The 19,429-nt window shown below is 45.8% G+C and carries 18 protein-coding genes; 9 read left to right on the top strand and 9 right to left on the bottom strand.

Going from position 1 to position 19,429, the window contains the following annotated elements; translation table 11 throughout:
• The first annotated feature begins 48 nt into the window (after positions 1 to 48).
• Positions 49 to 1,983, top strand: coding sequence for an ATP-binding cassette domain-containing protein (locus FD963_RS06840; RefSeq protein ID WP_215361376.1), 1,935 nt, complete (start codon positions 49 to 51; stop codon positions 1,981 to 1,983).
• Between the two features lie 9 nt (positions 1,984 to 1,992).
• Here the strand turns inward: FD963_RS06840 and FD963_RS06835 are convergent, their stop codons facing one another.
• The 4 genes from FD963_RS06835 to FD963_RS06820 all read right to left on the bottom strand — a co-directional run bounded on the left by FD963_RS06835 (position 1,993) and on the right by FD963_RS06820 (position 5,885).
• Positions 1,993 to 2,301: a chaperone modulator CbpM gene (locus FD963_RS06835; protein ID WP_215361375.1), complete on the bottom strand. Its 309-nt coding sequence runs from the start codon at positions 2,299 to 2,301 to the stop codon at positions 1,993 to 1,995.
• A gap of 5 nt (positions 2,302 to 2,306) precedes the next feature.
• On the bottom strand, positions 2,307 to 3,287 hold the full coding sequence (locus tag FD963_RS06830; RefSeq protein WP_215361374.1) for a DnaJ C-terminal domain-containing protein: 981 nt from the start codon (positions 3,285 to 3,287) through the stop codon (positions 2,307 to 2,309).
• A gap of 61 nt (positions 3,288 to 3,348) precedes the next feature.
• On the bottom strand, positions 3,349 to 4,896 hold the full coding sequence (locus FD963_RS06825) for a UxaA family hydrolase (protein WP_215361373.1): 1,548 nt from the start codon (positions 4,894 to 4,896) through the stop codon (positions 3,349 to 3,351).
• Positions 4,897 to 4,922: 26 nt separating this feature from the next.
• A complete protein-coding gene (locus FD963_RS06820; RefSeq protein ID WP_215361372.1) occupies positions 4,923 to 5,885 on the bottom strand; it encodes a tripartite tricarboxylate transporter substrate binding protein in 963 nt (320 codons plus the stop codon).
• A 54-nt stretch (positions 5,886 to 5,939) separates the two neighbouring features.
• Between FD963_RS06820 and FD963_RS06815 the strand changes: the two genes are divergently transcribed.
• The gene (locus tag FD963_RS06815; RefSeq protein ID WP_215361371.1) at positions 5,940 to 7,085 is read left to right on the top strand and encodes a mandelate racemase/muconate lactonizing enzyme family protein; all 1,146 of its coding nucleotides are present in this window, start codon (positions 5,940 to 5,942) and stop codon (positions 7,083 to 7,085) included.
• On the opposite strand, the gene FD963_RS06810 is transcribed toward FD963_RS06815, so the two are convergent.
• Entirely contained in the window at positions 7,072 to 8,007 is a 936-nt protein-coding gene (locus tag FD963_RS06810) for a 3-hydroxyacyl-CoA dehydrogenase family protein (protein ID WP_215361370.1), read from the bottom strand. The two genes, FD963_RS06815 and FD963_RS06810, sit on opposite strands and share 14 nt — an antisense overlap.
• A 141-nt stretch (positions 8,008 to 8,148) precedes the next feature.
• On the opposite strand from FD963_RS06810, the gene FD963_RS06805 reads away from it, so the two are divergent.
• From FD963_RS06805 to FD963_RS06790, 4 genes are read left to right on the top strand one after another with little or no spacing between them, the layout of a single operon-like run.
• Positions 8,149 to 9,081, top strand: a complete 933-nt coding sequence (locus FD963_RS06805; RefSeq protein WP_072583457.1) for an SMP-30/gluconolactonase/LRE family protein — start codon at positions 8,149 to 8,151, stop codon at positions 9,079 to 9,081.
• Position 9,082: 1 nt separating this feature from the next.
• On the top strand, positions 9,083 to 9,817 hold the full coding sequence (locus FD963_RS06800; protein WP_215357228.1) for a GntR family transcriptional regulator: 735 nt from the start codon (positions 9,083 to 9,085) through the stop codon (positions 9,815 to 9,817).
• A 6-nt stretch (positions 9,818 to 9,823) separates the two neighbouring features.
• Positions 9,824 to 10,873, top strand: coding sequence for an Ldh family oxidoreductase (locus FD963_RS06795; protein WP_215361369.1), 1,050 nt, complete (start codon positions 9,824 to 9,826; stop codon positions 10,871 to 10,873).
• Positions 10,874 to 10,900: 27 nt separating this feature from the next.
• On the top strand, positions 10,901 to 11,872 hold the full coding sequence (locus FD963_RS06790; RefSeq protein ID WP_215361368.1) for a tripartite tricarboxylate transporter substrate binding protein: 972 nt from the start codon (positions 10,901 to 10,903) through the stop codon (positions 11,870 to 11,872).
• A 21-nt stretch (positions 11,873 to 11,893) separates the two neighbouring features.
• Here the strand turns inward: FD963_RS06790 and FD963_RS06785 are convergent, their stop codons facing one another.
• On the bottom strand, positions 11,894 to 12,595 hold the full coding sequence (locus FD963_RS06785; protein WP_215361367.1) for a pirin family protein: 702 nt from the start codon (positions 12,593 to 12,595) through the stop codon (positions 11,894 to 11,896).
• Positions 12,596 to 12,681: 86 nt separating this feature from the next.
• On the opposite strand from FD963_RS06785, the gene FD963_RS06780 reads away from it, so the two are divergent.
• Positions 12,682 to 14,097, top strand: a complete 1,416-nt coding sequence (locus FD963_RS06780; protein ID WP_215361366.1) for a TAXI family TRAP transporter solute-binding subunit — start codon at positions 12,682 to 12,684, stop codon at positions 14,095 to 14,097.
• A 4-nt stretch (positions 14,098 to 14,101) separates the two neighbouring features.
• Here FD963_RS06780 and FD963_RS06775 read toward each other — a convergent pair whose 3' ends face one another.
• From FD963_RS06775 to FD963_RS06765, 3 genes are all read right to left on the bottom strand, one after another.
• A complete protein-coding gene (locus FD963_RS06775) occupies positions 14,102 to 14,560 on the bottom strand; it encodes a phosphate-starvation-inducible protein PsiE (RefSeq protein WP_215361357.1) in 459 nt (152 codons plus the stop codon).
• A gap of 107 nt (positions 14,561 to 14,667) precedes the next feature.
• Positions 14,668 to 15,942 (bottom strand): NAD(P)/FAD-dependent oxidoreductase, encoded by a 1,275-nt coding sequence (locus FD963_RS06770; protein ID WP_215361355.1) that lies wholly within the window; start codon positions 15,940 to 15,942, stop codon positions 14,668 to 14,670.
• Between the two features lie 14 nt (positions 15,943 to 15,956).
• The gene (locus FD963_RS06765; RefSeq protein ID WP_215361353.1) at positions 15,957 to 16,289 is read right to left on the bottom strand and encodes a c-type cytochrome; all 333 of its coding nucleotides are present in this window, start codon (positions 16,287 to 16,289) and stop codon (positions 15,957 to 15,959) included.
• 181 nt (positions 16,290 to 16,470) lie between these two features.
• On the opposite strand from FD963_RS06765, the gene FD963_RS06760 reads away from it, so the two are divergent.
• Together FD963_RS06760 and FD963_RS06755 are read left to right on the top strand one after the other, a co-directional pair.
• Positions 16,471 to 18,192 (top strand): glycosyltransferase family 39 protein, encoded by a 1,722-nt coding sequence (locus FD963_RS06760; protein WP_215361351.1) that lies wholly within the window; start codon positions 16,471 to 16,473, stop codon positions 18,190 to 18,192.
• Positions 18,189 to 19,424 (top strand): exo-alpha-sialidase, encoded by a 1,236-nt coding sequence (locus FD963_RS06755; protein WP_215361346.1) that lies wholly within the window; start codon positions 18,189 to 18,191, stop codon positions 19,422 to 19,424. The genes FD963_RS06760 and FD963_RS06755 overlap by 4 nt, the downstream gene beginning before the upstream one ends.
• Positions 19,425 to 19,429 lie beyond the last annotated feature (5 nt).

Here is a 19,429-nt window from a genome sequence, read left to right as displayed (position 1 = left end):
AATAAGAGGAAATATCTCCCCTTTTAGGGAAGTGACGATAATGTCGCCATGGCTTTAATCGTACTCACTGATGCAAAACTGGCTTTTGGCCACGTTGACCTCCTCGCAAACACTGCTTTTTCACTGGAATCTGGTGAACGTGTTGGCTTAATTGGCCGCAATGGCACTGGTAAATCTTCCTTGTTGAAGATATTGGCCGGCATAGAAAAAATGGATGATGGCCTGTTGCAATATCAGCAAGGCCTCAGAATTGCTTATGTCCCCCAAGAGCCTATATTTGAGGCGGAAGAGACTATCTTCGAAGCGGTATCCAAAGGCGTTGCTCAAGCAAAAGCCTTGCGGGAGGAATACGAGGCCCTCAGCGTTGGCGAGTGGGATGATGCCTCCCATGATCGCCTCGACGAGGTGCAATCGCAATTAGAGGCTTTGAGCGGCTGGAATTGGGAGCAACGAGTCCATGAAACATTGGATCGTTTGCACTTAGAAGCTGATCTCAAAATCAATACGCTTTCAGGCGGCACCAAGAAACGGGTTGCCCTAGCGCGTGCATTAGTCGAGATGCCTGAGGTGTTGCTGCTTGATGAGCCAACCAACCATTTGGATTTAGATTCGATTGCTTGGCTGGAAGAACTCCTTAAGGAGTATCAAGGCTCAGTGATTTTGATTACCCATGATCGTGCATTCTTGGATAACGTCTGCACTCAGATTGTCGAACTAGACCGCGGTATTTTGCGCAGCTATCCTGGCAACTTTACGCAATATGAAGTTTTAAAAGAACAAGAATTGAACTCTGAATCCTTGGCCAATGCTCGCGCCGATAAATTATTGGCGCAAGAAGAGGTTTGGATTCGTAAAGGGGTTGAGGCACGCCGCACTCGAAGCGTTGCCAGAATTGCTCGCTTGGAAAATTTACGAAGTAGCCGTGCTGAACGCAGAGATGCGATGGGGCAGGTGAAGCTAGCTGTTTCTGCTGGAGACCGTAGCGGCAAGATTGTGGCTGATCTTCAAAACGTCAGCAAAACCTATGATCGTCCGATTGTGAAGGATTTCACGGCAACGATTTTGCGCGGTGATAAGGTGGGTTTACTGGGTCCTAATGGCGCTGGTAAAACAACTTTACTGAAATTGATTTTGGGAACTATTGCGCCAGACTCCGGTACTGCGACTATGGGTACGCGTATTGAGGTTGCTTACTTTGACCAAATGCGTGAAGGTTTAGATCTGAATGCCTCTTTGGAAGATTACATTAGCCCAGGTAGTGAGTGGATTGAAATCAATGGCAATAAAAAGCACGTTAAGAGTTACCTAAGTGATTTCTTATTTGCGCCTGAGAGAACTAATTCCCCGGTAAGCACTTTGTCGGGCGGCGAACGTAATCGCTTATTACTGGCGCGCCTATTTGCGCGGCCTGCAAACGTCTTGGTCTTGGATGAGCCAACGAACGACTTAGATATTGATACTTTGGATTTGCTTGAGCAACTTTTGCAAGACTATAAGGGCACGGTCTTTTTGGTAAGCCATGATCGTTACTTCTTGGATAACGTGGTCACCAGCATTATTGCCAACGAAGGCGATGGCTTTTGGCGTGAATATGAGGGTGGTTACGAGGATTGGAAAATTCAAAAAGCGCGCTCAGACAAAATTCGTGCTGCCAATGGCAATGCCAACACAAAATCTGTAGATAAGCTTGAGGTCAAAGCAGAGGCAAAGGTAGAAGTTAAGACAGAAGTTAAGCCTGTAGCTAAAAGTGGAGTTCAGAAACTCAATGGCAAAGAGCGCCAAGAGCTAGAAGTTTTACCATTACAGATCGAGACATTAGAAACAGAGCAGGCCGACATTGGCATTGCAATGAGTAACCCCGATCTTTATAAAAATGAACCGGAGTTGGCGGCGAGCATGCAAGCTCGACTCAGTGAAATCACTGCTGACTTAGATCAAAAGCTACAGCGCTGGGAACAGCTTCTAAGTCGTTCAGAGTCTTAGTGGTACAGCCTAGTCGCGCGGTAAACGAGCGCGCAACTGGGCGATTTCATCAAGCAGGTCTAGCGCCAAGGCAACCCCAGGCACATTCAACTCGAGATCATGGGTGAGGTGTGCCGCGGTTTTTGCTCTTCGCAAAGAGTCGCCACTAAAGCGCCAATCTTGAGGTGATGAACCAGCTGGACTTAAGACGCCTTCCGATACCCAAGTCATGATGAGATCTTCTGGTGTGCGCGATGCATGAGCGAGCTCAACAATCGTCATGTGCACCTCATTCTCTACAACGGCACCCTCGATCCAAGTGATATTGGTTTGTTTCATATTCATCATCCCTTCAAGTGAGATCTAGGATTGAAATCAAAAGCCTTTGCAAATGTTTGATAGGCTTCTTTTTGTGATTCAGTGTCGGCAGGTGGTAGGGCGATAGAGGGCACCACATATAAATCACCTGGCTCTGAGCTTGGTATGCCTTTGCCTTTGAGGCGCATCTTACGACCAGCAACAGTTCCTGCAGGGATCTTTAATTCTAAAGTGTTGCCTGCGGGAGTGGGGACGTTGACAGTAGTGCCCAGTGCTGCCTCCCATGGGGTCAAAGGAATGTCTATGAAGACATCTTTTCCGTCTACGCGATAAATAGGGTTAGGATGAAATTCAATTTCGAGATAGAGGTCACCAGCAGGGCCCTCGCCAACACCAGGGCCACCTTGTCCAGAGAGTCGCAGATTTTGGCCAGCCTTAATGCCTTTAGGGACGCTGACGTCTAGCTTGCGTTCTTGGGTGCTGACGTGGCCGCTTGCATCTTGCACGGGCATATGCAATGCAATAGTGCGCTTAGCTCCGTTATATGCATCAGCGAGATCAATCAAAATTTTGGCGTGATGATCTTGGCCTTTGAAATTCATACCCTGGCGAGGATTGCCACCACGACCACCTTGGCGATGTTTGCCGCGACCGAACAGAGATTCAAAGAACTCACTTTGATCACCTTCAAAGCCACCACCATAACCTGGATGACCACCACCAAAACTGTCATCAGAATATTCAAAGCCTTCATTCCAATTTGGGGGAGGGGTGAAGTCTTGACCGTTTTTCCAGTTCTCGCCAAAGCGATCATAGGCGGCACGTTTCTCAGTGTCCTTTAAAACGGCATAAGCTTCGCCGATTTGCTTGAACTGCTCTTCAGCACCAGGCTCTTTATTGACATCGGGATGGAACTTGCGCACCATCTTGCGATAGGCTGATTTAATCTCAGATTCAGTGGCGCCGCGAGCAACACCGAGCGTTTCGTAGTAATCCTTAAATTTCATAAGCCTATTTCAGTCCGGTTTCTGTCTGGGTTGAGCTAATACGATTAATTCTACAGTTCTATTAGCTCATAACCCCAATTTGCCAGGGAACAAATTCATAGTCTCCCAGGCCAAGAAGTTCACTCTTGGAGGCCTCTCCTGAGGCGGTGCGCAGAAACAACTCAAATATCCGTTGCCCCATTTCCTGAACGGAGACAGTGCCATCCAAAATCTCGCCGCAATTAATATCCATATCCTCGGTGAGGCGTTGATACATTGGGGTGTTAGTGGCTAGCTTGATGCAGGGCGCAGGCTTAGAGCCGAACATGGATCCACGGCCTGTAGTGAAGGCAATGAGATTAGCGCCTCCAGCAATCTGGCCGGTGGCAGATACAGGATCAAATCCCGGGGTATCCATAAATACAAAGCCTTTAGTGCTCACGGGCTCTGCATACTTATAGACCTCCATGAGAGGGCCGGTGCCACCCTTCATGGAGGAGCCTAGGGACTTCTCAAAAATATTGGCCAAACCACCAATTTGATTACCGGGACTAACTTGCCCGTTAATTTGCACATCCCTACCAACAGAGTATTCATCCTTCCACCAGCGAATTCGCTTAATGAGTTTTTCACCCACTTCTTTACTAACGGCGCGGCGGGTAAGGGTGTGTTCCACACCATAAATCTCTGGTGTTTCTGAAAGAATGCCAGTGCCCCCATGACGGGACAAAATATCAATCGCGGCACCTAGTGCGGGATTGGCTGTAATTGATGAAAAGCCATCGGAACCACCACACTGCAAGCCAACAGTCAGGTGACTTGCTGACACTGTTTCCCGTTTAGCTTGATTGGCCGCAGGCAGAAGTGCTTTGACAGCTTCGATACCGGCCTCAATGGTTTTGCGTGTGCCACCCGATTCTTGCATGATGAAGGTATGTAAGGTATTTCCTTCGGCCAGGTCTTCCTGCTCCATCAAGCCTTTCAATTGATTGCGCTCGCAACCAAGACCCACAATCAGAGCAGCCGCTAGGTTGGGATGACGAGCATATCCAGCCATAGTGCGGCGAAGCAATTGCATCGGCTCACCACTCATTTCCATCCCGCAGCCGATATCATGACTAAACGCCACGACTCCATCTACATTGGGAAAATCTTTCAATCTTTCGGGGGTAAACCAGTCTGCAATTTTGTTCACAACGGTTGCTGAACAGTTTACTGTCGATAAGATGCCGATGAAATTTCGTGTTCCTACTTTTCCATTGGGCCTTACATAGCCCTGAAAGGTAGCACGTTGTTCTTCAGGCAATAACTGGGTCGGCTTATATTCACTTGCATAAGCATAGTCACGATCAAACTCGCGAAACTCGGTATTGTGACTATGTACCATCGTGCCGGGTTCAATGTCGGTATTCGCAAAACCTACCGTCACGTTATATTTTAGAATGGGCTCGCCCTTGAGGATCTTTTTGGTGGCAATCTTGTAGCCAGCAGGCACTTGGCTGCGACTTGTAAAGTTCTCGCTAGGAACTTCAGCACCAATTCCAACATCAACCCGTGCGACCACAATATTGTCATTAGGATGCAGACGAATGATAGGGCCAGCCAGTTTTTTTTCAGAGATTTCAATCATGAGTTTCTTTCGATTCAATAGTTTAATTATTCAGCAGTTGCGCCAGATTTCTTAACAATAGGGGCCCACTTAGCCACTTCGGACTTAATGTAGTCACCCAGATAGTTTGGTGTACTGGTGACCACTTCAAAGCCCTTGCTATTAATTTGCGCTTTGATTTCTGGATTGCTAAGTACGCTGATGAGTTGCGTATTAAGTTTGTCAATAATCGCTTTTGGTGTCCGTGCTGGTGCGACGATGGCGTATACAAGCTCAACATCAAACTTAGGCAGGTACTCTGAGATCGCTGGAATTTCTGGGGCACTTGGGGAGCGTTTAAGACTGGTAATTCCTAACGGGATCAGTTTTCCAGAGCGCACATAGGGTAAAGCAGCAGGAGTGCCGACGAGCGCAGTTTCAATTTGACCACCAAGTACATCAGTTAATGCTGGAGCAGCACCTTTGTATGGGACATGCAGAATATCGGTTCCTGCTTGAGCATTAAATAGCTCACCACCCAGGTGAAGTGGTGTCCCGGCGCCTGATGAGGCAAAGCTCACTTTATTGGGGTTGGCTTTTGCGTAGGCAATGAGTTCTGGAATTGTTTTAAAAGGTGCTGATGGGTTGGCGACAAATAATAGCGACGAAGATGCGACCAAGCTTACTGGAGCAAAATCTTTAACAAGGTTGTAGTTTAGTTTTTTATAAAGCGTTTCGTTAATCGCTTGGGTGCCTACCATCATCAGAAAAAGCGTGTAGCCATCGGGTTTGGAATTGGCCACATACTCAGCTGCAAGATTAGCGCCCGCGCCCGGTTTGTTTTCAATAATGATAGGTTGACCAAGATTTTCGCCAAGTTTGGGGGTAAAGCCTCTCGCCAAAACATCAGAAGGCCCACCCGCAGCAAATGGAACGATTAACTTAATGGGTTGAGTAGGGTAGCTCTGCGCCTGTATGCTGTTGGTAAAGCCAATGCTAACTAGCGATAATGCAATAAAGATTTTTCTCATGTAATGTTCTCCGTATTCTTATTGTTTATTCTTATATAAATGTTGTGTAAAAAAATGAAAATCACTCAGGTAACTATCTTTCCACTTTCAATTCCACTCATTGAGCCAATCAAGATGGCTAAAGAAGTGATTGTGGACGCTAAAACCGTATTGCTTTGCCTTACTGATGAAGGGGGTCGCCAGGGTTGGGGTGAGGCGTCTGTTGCACCTCTCATGACTGGTGAGACTCTCGAAAGCTTGTTGGCGAGCGTAAAGTATTTGGTAGAAAAGGCGCGCGCAATTGAGTGGGGCGATCCTAAGGATTTTTCTAAACTATTTGATGCAATTTTGTATGGCAATCCATCAGCTAAGTCTTGTTTGGAGATGGCATTACTTGATCTGTATACACAGAAAAATTCGATCGCGTTATGGAAATACTTGCGCTCATTTGCTGTAGGTGTCGCTTCACCGGAGGTGGCCGAGATTCCCTTGCTGCGCATGCTTGGCGGTTCACTAGAAAAAGAAATCGCTGACGCTAAATCATTTCGTGAGGCAGGATTTAAGCATTGGAAAATAAAGATTGGTTCTTTATCGGTTGAAGAGGATTTACGTCGTGTCAAGGCGCTCTCAGATCTGCTAGAGGGTGACGTTATTTCAGTGGATGCTAACGGCGCAATGTCATTAGAAGAGGCTATAGAGTTTTGCACCTCAAAGCAGGCATGCAAACTGTCATTTGCTGAGCAGCTGATTAACGCAGATTCTGCAATGGCTGATTTTGTCTTGCTCAAGCAGCGATCCCCAATTCCAATTGGCTTAGATGAATCTATCCATGGCACAGATGAGATAGAGGAGTTTGTGAAAGCTAAGGCCCTTGATGGCGCTAGTCTAAAACTCATTAAAACTGGTGGTGTACTGGCTGCCTGCAAAAGCGCACAAACCTTGCGAGCAAACAATCTAAAGCTTAACTTAGCTTGCAAAGTGGCAGAAACATCCCTAGCGGGAGCTGCAACAGCATCCATCGGTTTTGCAATAGGGGATGTGCCTTGGGGATTTAGCATGTCAAATCAATATCTACGCTTTGATATCTGCGATCGTCCATTAACGGCAACGCGTGGCCATCTTGACATCGCTCAATTGAGCTCTATTGGCATCGGGATTACTCCCAACCTCGATCGCGTGAAAGATGCTGTAGCTCAAGGTTGCTCAATCATTCAATATTGAGAACGTCAAAAGCCGCTTTCAGCCTACGGGAGTAGGAGTCAGAAACAGTTTTGATTTCTTCCTGGGTCCACTTTCTAAATCCTTCCCCAGCTTTCATGCCTGTTTTCCCATCGGCCATGAGTTGAACTACTTTTGGAGGCAGGGCAGTGATGTTGGAGAGTGAGGGATAAATTTCCTTAGCGGCATTCGCCATTCCATCCCAGCCTGAAATTTCTTTTTGTGTCATCGGGCCTACAGCGGCGTAACGGAAGCCAAAGCTATATCTCACCGCATCATCAATATCGGCTGGCGTAGCAATTCCTTCTTGTACGAGCGAGAGTGCCTCTCTCATCAAAGCATGTTGAATACGATTCGCTAAAAATCCAGGAATATCCTTCTTCACCAGGACAGGCTTCTTTTCAATAGCCCTATAGAGTTCGCAAGCTTGCTCCGCATATTTGAGTTCTGTTTTTTGTCCCATGACAATTTCAACGAGTGGAACAACTTCTGCAGGCATGAAATAGTGCGCACCCATCATGCGGTTTGCAGTTTTGAGCCCCTCTGCAATTTTGCTAATGGGGAAGCCTGAGCTATTGCTGCCAATAGGAATATCTGCTGGCACTACTTGATCAAGGTGTTGGAAAACTTTTTGTTTTAATTCTAAGTTCTCGGCAACAGTTTCAATCACCCAGGAGAATTGGTCCCAGTCTTGCCAATCCTCTAGGATCCCAATGAATTGCTGCTTCTTAATATCAACTTCATCTTTAGTGGCGTTGTCTCCAACCATGCCAATTTTCTTAGCAAGACTGATGGCTTTATCTAAACACGCATCAGCCTTGTCTTTAGTTCTGCCTAATATCACTACGGGTATGTTTTGAGCAATAAATCCGGCTGCAATGCCAGCACCCATGATTCCGGTTCCTATAACAGCTACAGATTTCATATTTTGCAACCTATTCGGTTAAGTTATAAAAAGCTTAAATTAATTTTGATCAACAAGGACTTAAGGTTATCATTATTTATGGTTTAATTGTTTAATAATAAAACATACTTATCCGTATAACTTACCCTAGGAGATCTCCCCATGACGATGCATAACCCTTTCCAGCCCGTTGAGAAAATAAAAACGGAAGTGTTTTCAACCATGCCAGAGAAGTTTCGCAAAAAATCCCGTACCGGATGGTCCGATCCTAATCGTCAAGGTGCAGAGGTTGAGTGCTTTTTAGAGGGGCCTTCATTCGATCGTGAAGGTAATTTATGGTTTGTTGATATTCCCTTTGGCCGCATTTTCCGCATTGACACCAAGGGCGAGTGGGAGTTGATTACTCAATATGATGGTTGGCCAAACGGCATGAAGTTTCATAAAGATGGTCGCGCTTTTATTTGTGACTACAAAGCAGGCTTGCTAGCGCTTGATCCAAAGACTGGAAAAATTGAAACTATCTTAGGGTCAATGTATAGCGAAAACTTTAAAGGTTTGAACGATCTACACTTTGCCTCGAATGGCGATTTGTATTTCACGGATCAAGGTCAGACTGGTATTGCTGATCCAACAGGCCGCGTATTTAGATTGCGCGCCAATGGCCAACTAGATCGCTTGGCACTTAATGTGCCAAGCCCAAACGGCATTACTTTGAATACTCAAGAAAAGCATGTATTCGTAGCAGCCACTAGATCTCAGCAAATCTGGAGATTGCCATTGATGGCTGACGGCTCTGTTTCCAAAACAGGTGTAGCGATACAGTTAACAGGTGGTGTTGCGGGTCCAGATGGTATTGAAATGGACTCAGAGAATGGCTTGTTGGTATGCCACCTCGGTATTGGAATCTGGAGATTTGATAACAATATGTTGCCAACCCACTTGATCTACTCTGAGAACCCACATCATCATCATTTGGCTAATATGTGTTTTGGTGGGGCAGACGGAAAAGATCTCTACATTACCGAGTCTTTATCTGGCGATATTCTTAAAGCACGTCTGCCAGTCGCTGGCAAAAAAATGTTTGGACTTTCTTAAATTGAGTGAACGATCACCGTTATATAAGTCTCTAGCCAAAACGCTAGAGCAGCGTATTTATAACGGTGATTGGCCAGTGGGATCCGTCTTGCCTGCCGAGGCGGATCTTTGTCGGGATTTTCAGTCTAGTCGGCATACATTGCGGCATGCACTACAAATTCTGGAAGCTAATGGCCTGATTTATCGCCATCAAGGCGCGCCTACAAAGGTGGTGTCTAGACAGCGCTTACGCCGTTTCACCCAAAGCTATAACTCTCCAATTGATATTCTGAGTTATTCACGGGATACCTATCGTCAGAACATAGTCGAAGAATTCATTGAGCTAGATAAGTCTCTAAGTCAGATTGTTGGCGCACCGATTGGATCATCTTGGTATCACATTGGCGGAATTCGAAAGCGTCAACAGGCAGAGGAGGTCATAGCCTGGACGGATATTTATATATTGCCCCAGTTTGCTTCGTTGACTAAAGATCCAGAACATACCCAGGTAATGGTGTACGAGCAGATTGAGGAAAAATATGGCGCTCGTATCGAGAGGGCGGAAGTGGATGTATATGCCTCTCAAGTGTCGCCAGAGATTGCAGAAAAACTCCACATCAAGCCTGACACTGCATGTCTGGTCATTATTCGCCGCTATTTTGATGATCAGGATAAGTTATTTGAAGTGACGGTAACGCATCATCCGGAGAATAAATATGTTTACAGCATGGAATTTAAAGCAAGCTCAGAGGCTTAAATCACAATGAATTATTTATCTATATCGGATGCCGAGCAATTTATCTCGAGCGCACTGCAAGCGGAGAAAGTTCCCGCAAGTGATGCAGTCATCATTGCTGGCCTCATGGTGCAGTCTGACCTTGTTGGTGCGGATGGACATGGCATTTTTCGTTTGCCTGCCTATTTAAAAAGAATTCGGGCTGGCGGCGTGAATTTGCATCCCAATATTCATATTGAGCGCGAGCAGGGTGCAACTGCGTTGATTAATGGTGACAATGCCTTAGGGCATTTGGTTATGAATAGAGCTGTAGACCTTGCTATTGAAAAAGTGAAACAGCACAGCGTATGTTGGATTGGCAGTCACTACGGCAATCATTCAGGTGCCGCTTCGGTATATGTTCGTAAATTAGCGGAGCAGGGTTATATCGGTATTTATATGGCTGTTGGTAATGCAAATCATATGGCGCCATGGGGTGGCATTGATTTATTGTTATCAACCAACCCAATTGCAATTGCGGTGCCAGCAGGCGATGGGCCTACAGTGCTTTTGGATATTGCAACTACTGTAGCGGCTTACGGCAAAGTAAAAGTAGCCGCGCAAAAGGGAGAGTCCATTCCAAATGATTGGATGATTGATCGACAAGGTAGGCCAATAACGGATCCTAAAAAATCTGCCGAAGGATCTTTATTGCCCATTGGTGGATATAAGGGTTATGGCTTAGCAGTCATGATTGGCTTGCTTGCAGGCGCACTTAATAATGCGGCAGTTGGCAAAGGAACAATCGATTTCAATGCGCATCACGACTTGGTTACAAACACGGGGCAAACGATTATTGCTGTCGATCCAAGTGCATTTGGAAACACGGAAGAGTTTATTAACAGAGTAATTACTTTAGTTAGTGACCTCAAAAATTCGTCAACATTGCCTGGCGTTAAAGAAATTCGTGTGCCAGGTGAAGGCGCAGCAAAAACAATGGCAGAGAGAAGTGAAAGGGGTATCCCTGTCTCGCCCGAGTTACTAGAGGCATTGAATGCTTGCGCTCAGGAATGCGGCATCCCCGCTTTAACGTTTTAAAAAATACTAAATTACTGGAGGAGACATATGTTTAAAAAACTAATAAAAAACATAGTAATAAGTGCGGTAGTTGTTCCAGTATGTGCGGGGGCAGCTTGGGCTGCCTACCCTGATAAACCGATCAAGATGATGATTGGTTATGCGCCAGGAAGCTCTACTGATATTGTCGGCAGGATGATTGCCAATGATCTCAGTATTGCTTTAAAGCAGCCCATTATTGTTGAGAATCGTGGTGGCGCAGCAGGTAGCCTAGCAGCAGATGCGGTAGCAAAAAGCGCCCCTGATGGCTACACCATCTTGTTCGCACAAAATGGCCTGGCTATTAATGTGGCAGCCAATCCAAGACTGCCGTTCAATGGCCAAAAAGATTTATTGCCAGTCGTTGGGGTCGCGGCAACTCCTCACATTCTGATTGTCAATAACAATTCACCAGCCAAGAGCGTTGCAGATTTAATGGCAATGCTTAAAGCCGAGCCCGGTAAATTGAGTTTTGGCTCTTCAGGAATTGGTAATTCCGATCATATGGCTGGTGAATTGTTTTTAGCTACTACTGGATTACAAGCGATTCATATTCCGTATAAGGGTGGCTCACCCGCTGCTACAGACTTAATGGGTGGGCAGATCGACTTTTATTTTGCAGGCATGCCAGTAGGTCTTCCTTTATATAAAGGTGATAAGGTAAGGGCATTGGCTGTCACCAGTAAAAATCGTTTCAGTGGCGCTCCAGAATTAGTAACAATTCAGGAGGCAGGAGTTAAAGGTTATGAGATGGCTTTGTGGCAGGGAGTATTTGTCCCTGCTAAAACGCCTCAAGGCGTCATCAAGGAGCTGAATAACTCTATTTTGAAGATCCTAGAAACTCCTGAGATGAAAGATCGTTTTCAAAAGGCTGGAGTACAAATTGCCCCAATGAATACTCAGCAATTCTCGGACCTGTATTTCTCTGATATTGCTCGATGGAAAACAGTGATTGAAAAGGCCAAAATTAAGTTAGATTAGCTCTGGCCCTTCAGAAATACGCTAAGCGCTGAGGTCAAATACTAAGACTTCGGCGCTTTTTCCATGAGAGAGTGCTAATTGGTTTTCCTCTTGTATTAAGAGGGCGTCACCGCCATTTAAAACGTGGCCGTTCACATCAAGTGAACCACGAATAAGGTGCACATAGAATTTTCTACTGGGATCTAATGCTAGTTCGAATGATTGATTCTGATCAAAGAGTCCAGCATACACCTTGGCGTCTGCATAAATTTTCACAGCACCATCATTTCCGGTAGGGGAGGCAATGATGCGCAGCTTTCCATCTTTTTCTATTTCTGGGATGGATTTTTGTTCATAGCTCGGCTCAATTTCCAAAACATTGGGCTCTATCCAGATTTGTAAAAAATGAGTAGTTTGATCTTTTGCGTGATTAAACTCGCTATGCGTAACTCCACTACCCGCGCTCATGCGCTGGACATCCCCAGTTGGAATGCCTTTGATGTTGCCAATGCTATCTTCGTGGGCCAACTCTCCCGATAGTACGTAACTAATAATTTCCATATTGCGATGGCCGTGCTTACCAAACCCCATTCCTGCGGCTACGCGATCTTCGTTAATGACGCGCAGATTTCCCCAACCCATAAAGCGGGGGTCGTGGTAGCCGGCAAATGAGAAGGAGTGAAAGCTTTTAAGCCAGCCATGGTCGGCATAGCCGCGATCCTGGGATTTTCTAAGATTTATCATGTTTTAAGGGTGTTAAAAGACCAATTGAAGGAATCAGAATAAGCCTATTATCATTATCTTTAATGATATTTGCCGATCGGTAGCGCATGGGAAGCTTTAAACAAGACATTCAAGAAACGTATCTAGGGCTTTCTGAGAGCGCTCGGGAGAAATGGGATGACTTTACCCAGTTCCTGCAGGAGGCTTGGCCACTTCTCATTCTCTTGCTGACAATACTCATTGGGATCTGGTGGTATGCGGATCCGCCGCCCCCAAGACATGTTCTCATGGCCACCGGATCATCAGGCAGCTCATACGAAGCCCTTGGGAAAAAGTACGTAGAGTTTTTCAAGGAAAAAGGGATTACCCTCGAACTCGTAGCCACTACGGGGGCACAAGAAAACATTGATCGCTTATCTGATCGCGATGACCCCGTACAAGTTGCTTTTGTTCAGGCCGGTGTAGACCATTCCAAGGAAGTGACTGGTATTCAGTCTTTGGGTGCAATCGCCTATGACCCGATTTGGTTTTTTTATCGAGGTTCGGAGTTAAAGTCTACCGAGTCCGATTCGGTTGGTGTTGTACTTCAACATTTTGCCAATAAAAAGATTTCTGTGGGAATTGAGGGCAGCGGTACCTATGCTCAGTCAACCAAAATACTGAAAGCCGCCGGCTATGAAAAAGGAGTGCAAGTCCTTAATCTTGCTGGGCATGACGCAGTTAAAGCGCTACAGGCAGGTGAGATCGATGGAACCTTTATCGTAGATTCTTACGAGGCGCCTAATGTGCAAGCCTTGTTAAACGACAAGTCGTTGCATTTAGTCACTTTTAAACGTGCGGCAGCCTATGTCAAATTAATGCCTTATCTCAATATTTTGGATGTCCCTCAAGGGGCTTTTAATTTGCCGCGTAACTTTCCATCAACTGATATGAAGTTGTTGGCAACGACAACAAATTTATTGATTGATGATCGTATGCATCCAGCAATTCAATTTCTATTTTTAGAGGCCGCCAGAGAAATTAATGGCAAGGAATCGTTCTTCTCTGAGCGCGGAGAGTTTCCATCATTCAAGGATTCCATGTTGCCTGAAAGTCCCGTTGCAGTTCATTACGAGAAAAATAATTACCCCCTATTGGTGGCCTATTTGCCGTTTTGGGTAGCAGAGCTCATTAGCCGCCTCATTTTTGTGTTGCTACCTTTCTGTGTTTTGGGATACCCGCTTTTACAGGCTCTACCAGGATATCGCGCTAAGCGAATGCAAAATAAGATCAATCGCTTATATGGCTCTTTGAAATCTTTGGAGCAAGAATTGCTCAATGGTTTTGACAATCAACAGCGTGATGAGTATTTGAAGAGGCTGAATTTGCTTGAGTATCAAGCTTTGAAAATTAAAGTTTCTAAACGCCTGTCTAGCGACTACTACGCCTTGCGAGCCAGTATTGATTACGTCCGTAATTGCTTAAATAGGGGCGTGCACCCCTATCAATTTGATGAGGGAGGGGGTATCGAGCCCCTCTTATAGGGCTTTATTCACTTTCCCCTTTTCGGCTGGGGAACTTAAATGAAGCGTAACGAACAACAGCATTAGCCAGGGCCAAAATGAGGATGGTCAGGCCCATAAAGAGGATGGCCATATCGGCCTCATGCTTGGTATTAACCAAGTCAATGATGAGGCGAGTAACGGCGGTGATCGCTACATAGATCAAAAAGCGTACTGGCATATGGTTGGTCTTGAAATAAATGCCAACCATGGCTCCAATTTCGAGGTAGATAAAGAGCAACAGCAGATCTTCAATCGAAGCTGAACCTTTGTTGACCATTCCTAAAAATGCAACAGCCGCAGACCAAACTGTTGCTGCGCCGATTCCAAATAAGGCAATCCGATGAAATAAAGAGACAAATAAATTTCCAATGGGGACGGTCCATCTTTCAATGGCATCTTCTAATTTTGATGCATCTTTTGGTGAAGTAGGGGTCATGTTCATTAAGCCTCCGAATTTTTAATCTGTTTTCCTCAGTATAGGTATCTATGCGGCCATGTAAACAAAAAAAGAGGCGTTAAAGCCTCTTTTTTTAGAAGTATTGACTTGGATCAACCCAGGCTGTCTGCCCAAATATTGTGAGCCCAGCCCCAGGCATAAACCCCTTCTAAAGTCGATGGAGCAGGTGATAGGCCACCAGAGCCTGGTACGGGCTTGAAAGTTTTTTCCGCGGCGATGTATTGATGGACGCTAGCAACGTGAACCACTTCTCGGTCATTTACAAAGCTATAGCAGGTATTGGTGAGAACTGGTGCGGGATTTACTTCCCAATTGCTGAGTTCGGCCACAATTGCGGCAGCAGCTACCTTGGCGTGTTGGTTAGCCATATGACCTGATTTAGGCATTGCATAGGCAACTTGAATCGAATCCCCTAAAACATGAATATCTTTTTGTGCGGTAGATTCAAAGTTGAGGAAATTCACATTGACCCAGCGGCCATTAGAATTGGCCAAGCCCGTTTTAACGGCAATCTCACCTGCACTCATGGCGGGAAGTAAATTTAAAACATCCGCTTTAATGTCATCTTGTACTTCTAGCTTAACTGTTTTTGTTTTTGCATCGACAGCTGTGACATTGTGCTTTGGTAGGTACTCAATCAATCCAGGGTATTGCTCAGCCCATACCCTTTTAAATAGAGCCCCCTTTGAGGTGACATCTTGATTGGCATCCAGAATCAGGACCTTAGACTTAGGCTTATTGTGTTTGAGATAGTTTGCGACTTGGCATGCGCGCTCATAAGGTCCTGGGGGGCAACGATACGGCGCTTCCGGAATGCTGATTGCAAAAGTACCGCCATCACGCATAGAAGCGAGCTGCTTATGTAGGGCGGCAGTCTCAGGGCCCGCCTTCCAGGCTTGCAAAGTCACGCCTGCTTTATTAGCTTGCGCTAGTCCTTCAATACTATTCATTATCAAGGTGACGCCAGGTGAAACTACTGCTTTATCGTAGCGCAAGGTTTTGCCAGAAGCGAGTTTGACTGTTTTCTTATCGGGATCCATGCTGGCGACACTATCTTGAATGATCTTGATCCCGTGACGTTTGCTGAGATTGTCATACGAGCTGGTGATATCAGAGAGGGTGCGTGAGCCACCTACAACCAAGTTTGAAAGTGGGCACGAAATGAACGTAGGGTTTGGTTCAATCAAAGTCACCTTGGCGGTGTTATTAGAAAACAGACGTAAATACTTGGCAGCGGTAGCGCCGCCATACCCTCCGCCAATGACGAGGATTTCCGCTTTTTGTAAATTGGCCTTCGCTTGGCCCGAGAAGCCAGCAAGCAAACCGATGCCGGCTGCGCTATTCCTAATAAAGTGTCGACGATCCATGATGTGCTTCCTTATTATTTTTTGCCAAGTTGATTGGCAATGGTTTCGAGTTGCTCGTCTGAGTAGCCTTTAGCTAGTTGAGGCATGATGGTGCCTTCACGTGCGCCAGATTTAAACGCCTTCAGTTGAGTCAATATTTGAGCGCTGGTGAGGTTATTGATCAACGGCATCCCCCCATCAACCACACCCTTACCATCCGTTCCATGACAGTTTGCGCAGGTGGCAGCTAAGCTACTTTTATACAAATTGCTTGCCTCGTTGTTTTGGGCAAGAGCGGTACCACTCCAATGGTTGATGGCAATATAAATTGACAACAAGATTGCGGGTTTTAAAGGCTTAGCTCGCATTAAGACTATCTCCGTTTGGAATATTTCTGGGTAATAAATTGCGTATTGCTTTTTTAGTATCTTAAACAAGAAGGTATAGGAATGGGTTATTCATTTCAGATCCATTTTTCATAAGCTCATTCGAAAATCTAGTTGACACCATTTTTGTTCGAGTTTCTAGTAAGCCCTATAAACTATAGGCATGCGAGCTTCATTTTCTTACCGTTCCACCTTATTGATACTGCTTTTAGGTGTATTTACCTACCTTTATGGTTTGGATAGCCGGTTTGCGCCAAAAAACGGTGATGAGTACCCTTATATGCATATTGTGCGCATGACGGCAGAGTCCGGCCAATGGCTGCCACTGCAGTCTGAAATGGACGGCGTCAAAAATACTAAGCCCCCGCTTATTTTTTGGCAGGGTATTGCTAGTACGCATTGGGCAAGCGAATGGAGTCTGGCTAATTTGCGTTGGCCTAGTGTTTTGTATACCGCGCTTACAGCATTTTTCTTATTTTTAGCGGTCCGACGTTTTAGTGGCAAAACGCAAACTGGAATATTGGCAGCATTAGTTTGGCTTTCCTTTTTTGCAACCTATCGCTATGGTCGACCATTCTTAGCAGATCCCCCGGAAATATTTTGGATATCGCTACCATTTATGGCGATTTTGTATTGGGGTAAGAGTGCGTTTGAATCTAAATTCTTTTTCCCATTGATGGCGGGAGTCTGTTTTGGTCTTGCGCTATTTGCAAAATCTTTTGCCTACATCGTTCCTGCTACTTTTGCTTTGGGACTGTATTACTGGCGCTGGCGGCAGTGGAGTATTCCTCAGGTACTTATCCGCGACCTATATAAATTAATCCTGATTGCCGTACTTGCCCTGGGCGTATTTGCCTTGTGGTTTGCCATGGACCCTTATCCAGAAGCCGTTTGGAAAGAATTTGTAATGGGCGAGAATGCTGGTAAGTTTGCTGCTCGCCAGTCTAGTTATTTCATGGATTTGCTGCGTGGCGGAGACAGTATTTGGCTCTTAATTTTGACGACGATTGCTAATGCGGGCTTATTTAGTTTTGTGTTGATATCGAGTTTGATGCAATGCTGGCGTACACGTCGCTTTCTGGATTTAGAGGAGGTTCTTTTGCTACTGTTGATAGCAGCGTTCTTCATTGTGTTCAGTCTGCCTAGTCAGCGTTCAGGTCGCTACCTTTTGCCAGTGATGCCAGCCTTTGCGGCACTGATTGCCTTGTATTGGGAAAGGTTGCCTTTATGGGGCTTTCGCGTTGCCTTGCTTTTGCAATTACTGGTGTTTTCGCTCTTATTATGGATTGGTATCAATCTTCAGTTCTCACAATTTATGGGTGATGTCGGCGCATGGACTTACTCCTATTGCCATTGGATCCTCATGGCGGCAGGAATATTGCTGACCTTGCTTGGCTTACTGAATCGACGTTTTACTAAAACCATTTCTTTGGCAGCCTGCTTTTTGGTTTATTGCGGGTTGACTAGTAGTCTTGCTCCATTGGAAGGGCGCTTAGGGCGCTACTCGGTAGAAGCGATTTCTCAGCTGCAAGGCAGGGAGGTATGGATTCCTTGTGACTATCGAGCCAAGGATGAAGAGTATCGATTATTGTTGCCAGGTACAAAGCTGCATGGCTATTTAGCTAAAGATGCTAGTGATGTTGCAACTCTGACATCCACCTATCCTCTGGTTGCGGTGCACACTCCTTTAAATATTCGGCCTGTACTCTGTGATGCTTGTCAGATTGTTGGGCAAAGAATGGAGATGAGGGCCCGTCACACTAATGAAGAAATTCAGGAAATGTTGATGGGGCAGGTTGGCAAACATTTATTTGTCAATGAGTACCTAATCTCTACGCCGGTAGCGAACCCAGATTTATCGAACCTAAAGGATGTTTGTAGATGAGTCGTGTCATTGCTCTTTGTTTTTTGTTGCTTGCTGCAGTGATTGGCTTTCTGCATATTGATAGTCGTCCAGTGTGGGCGCCGTTTGCCGCTCCCTCATTTCAGGCAGACGAAGTGCTTGATGAGCCTGCAGTAACGAAGGCAAAAGGTTCAGTCAAGACTAGTATTCCGGCGCCTCAGTCTCATTGGCTTCCTGATACTGGCGCTCCCTCAGTCCATGCAGCCTCAATGATTGCCCTTAAGGATGGTGCAGTGAGAGCGTTTTGGTTTGCCGGTAGTCGCGAAGGAGCTGCTGATGTATCGATCTACAGCTCCGTATTTGACCCCAAGTCTTCTAGCTGGAGTGCGCCTATTGTTGTGATGGATCGCATTAGTGCGGAGAAGGGGCTTTCACGTTATATCGCTAAGTTGGGCAATCCCGTCCCCACTAGATTGGCTGATGGTCGTCTGCAATTGTTCTTCGTCACCGTCTCTATTGGCGGTTGGGCGGGTAGTTCAATTTCTGCAATAACTTCGCATGATGAAGGTTTGACCTGGACCAATCCACAACGCCTCATTAGCTCACCGTTACTGAATTTAAGCACCCTCGTGAAATCCCCTAATGTGATGTTCTCTGATGGTCTACTAGGCTTACCCGCCTATCATGAGTGGATAGGACGTTTTGGCGAGTTCCTAAGAATAGATGCAGGACAAGTAATTGATAAACGTCGTATGAGCTCTGGACGCGGTGCGATTCAGCCACTCGTATTTGTCAATGACGCGCAAGATGCTAGTGCTTATTTTAGGCAAACACGCAGCTCAGGATTGCCAAAGCAAATTCCTGTTAGCCACACCCAAAATGCAGGTCAAACATGGCAACAGTCAGAGGATCTGGCGATTGCCAACCCTAATTCTGCAGTTGCTGGACTCGCCCTCAAAAGCGGCGCTCGGATTTTGGCTTTAAACAATATTGAAAATGGGCGTTATCGTTTGGTCTTATTAATGAGTGATGCCAAATCTGGGCGGTGGCAAATCATTGAGATATTGGAGGACGATGAAGCTTTGCCAGATACTCAACGAAAAGAATTCTCATACCCTTACTTAATTACCGTTGATGGTGATGATGCGCACTTGGTTTATACCTGGGATCGCAAGAAGATTCGGCATCATTATTTTTCTGGCGCTTGGTTGAAGCGCGCATATCAGCAAGTTAACACCGCTGAAGCAGATGCGGCTCATCAGGAGGTGCAGTAATGAAC

The organism is Polynucleobacter sp. JS-JIR-II-50 (assembly GCF_018687895.1).
Classification (GTDB): domain Bacteria; phylum Pseudomonadota; class Gammaproteobacteria; order Burkholderiales; family Burkholderiaceae; genus Polynucleobacter.
This window is presented reverse-complemented; position numbering and strand designations above follow the sequence as displayed.

What these genes read in the sequence shown, in the direction of transcription:
- FD963_RS06835 (WP_215361375.1), bottom strand. Translation starts at nt 2,301, where the DNA reads ATGAAACAAACCAATATCACTTGGATCGAGGGTGCCGTTGTAGAGAAT.
- FD963_RS06760 (WP_215361351.1), top strand. Translation starts at nt 16,471, where the DNA reads ATGCGAGCTTCATTTTCTTACCGTTCCACCTTATTGATACTGCTTTTA.
- FD963_RS06765 (WP_215361353.1), bottom strand. Translation starts at nt 16,289, where the DNA reads ATGCGAGCTAAGCCTTTAAAACCCGCAATCTTGTTGTCAATTTATATT.
- FD963_RS06825 (WP_215361373.1), bottom strand. Translation starts at nt 4,896, where the DNA reads ATGATTGAAATCTCTGAAAAAAAACTGGCTGGCCCTATCATTCGTCTG.
- FD963_RS06805 (WP_072583457.1), top strand. Translation starts at nt 8,149, where the DNA reads ATGACGATGCATAACCCTTTCCAGCCCGTTGAGAAAATAAAAACGGAA.
- FD963_RS06785 (WP_215361367.1), bottom strand. Translation starts at nt 12,595, where the DNA reads ATGATAAATCTTAGAAAATCCCAGGATCGCGGCTATGCCGACCATGGC.
- FD963_RS06795 (WP_215361369.1), top strand. Translation starts at nt 9,824, where the DNA reads ATGAATTATTTATCTATATCGGATGCCGAGCAATTTATCTCGAGCGCA.
- FD963_RS06780 (WP_215361366.1), top strand. Translation starts at nt 12,682, where the DNA reads ATGGGAAGCTTTAAACAAGACATTCAAGAAACGTATCTAGGGCTTTCT.
- FD963_RS06775 (WP_215361357.1), bottom strand. Translation starts at nt 14,560, where the DNA reads ATGAACATGACCCCTACTTCACCAAAAGATGCATCAAAATTAGAAGAT.
- FD963_RS06810 (WP_215361370.1), bottom strand. Translation starts at nt 8,007, where the DNA reads ATGAAATCTGTAGCTGTTATAGGAACCGGAATCATGGGTGCTGGCATT.
- FD963_RS06820 (WP_215361372.1), bottom strand. Translation starts at nt 5,885, where the DNA reads ATGAGAAAAATCTTTATTGCATTATCGCTAGTTAGCATTGGCTTTACC.
- FD963_RS06770 (WP_215361355.1), bottom strand. Translation starts at nt 15,942, where the DNA reads ATGGATCGTCGACACTTTATTAGGAATAGCGCAGCCGGCATCGGTTTG.
- FD963_RS06830 (WP_215361374.1), bottom strand. Translation starts at nt 3,287, where the DNA reads ATGAAATTTAAGGATTACTACGAAACGCTCGGTGTTGCTCGCGGCGCC.
- FD963_RS06755 (WP_215361346.1), top strand. Translation starts at nt 18,189, where the DNA reads ATGAGTCGTGTCATTGCTCTTTGTTTTTTGTTGCTTGCTGCAGTGATT.
- FD963_RS06815 (WP_215361371.1), top strand. Translation starts at nt 5,940, where the DNA reads ATGAAAATCACTCAGGTAACTATCTTTCCACTTTCAATTCCACTCATT.
- FD963_RS06790 (WP_215361368.1), top strand. Translation starts at nt 10,901, where the DNA reads ATGTTTAAAAAACTAATAAAAAACATAGTAATAAGTGCGGTAGTTGTT.
- FD963_RS06840 (WP_215361376.1), top strand. Translation starts at nt 49, where the DNA reads ATGGCTTTAATCGTACTCACTGATGCAAAACTGGCTTTTGGCCACGTT.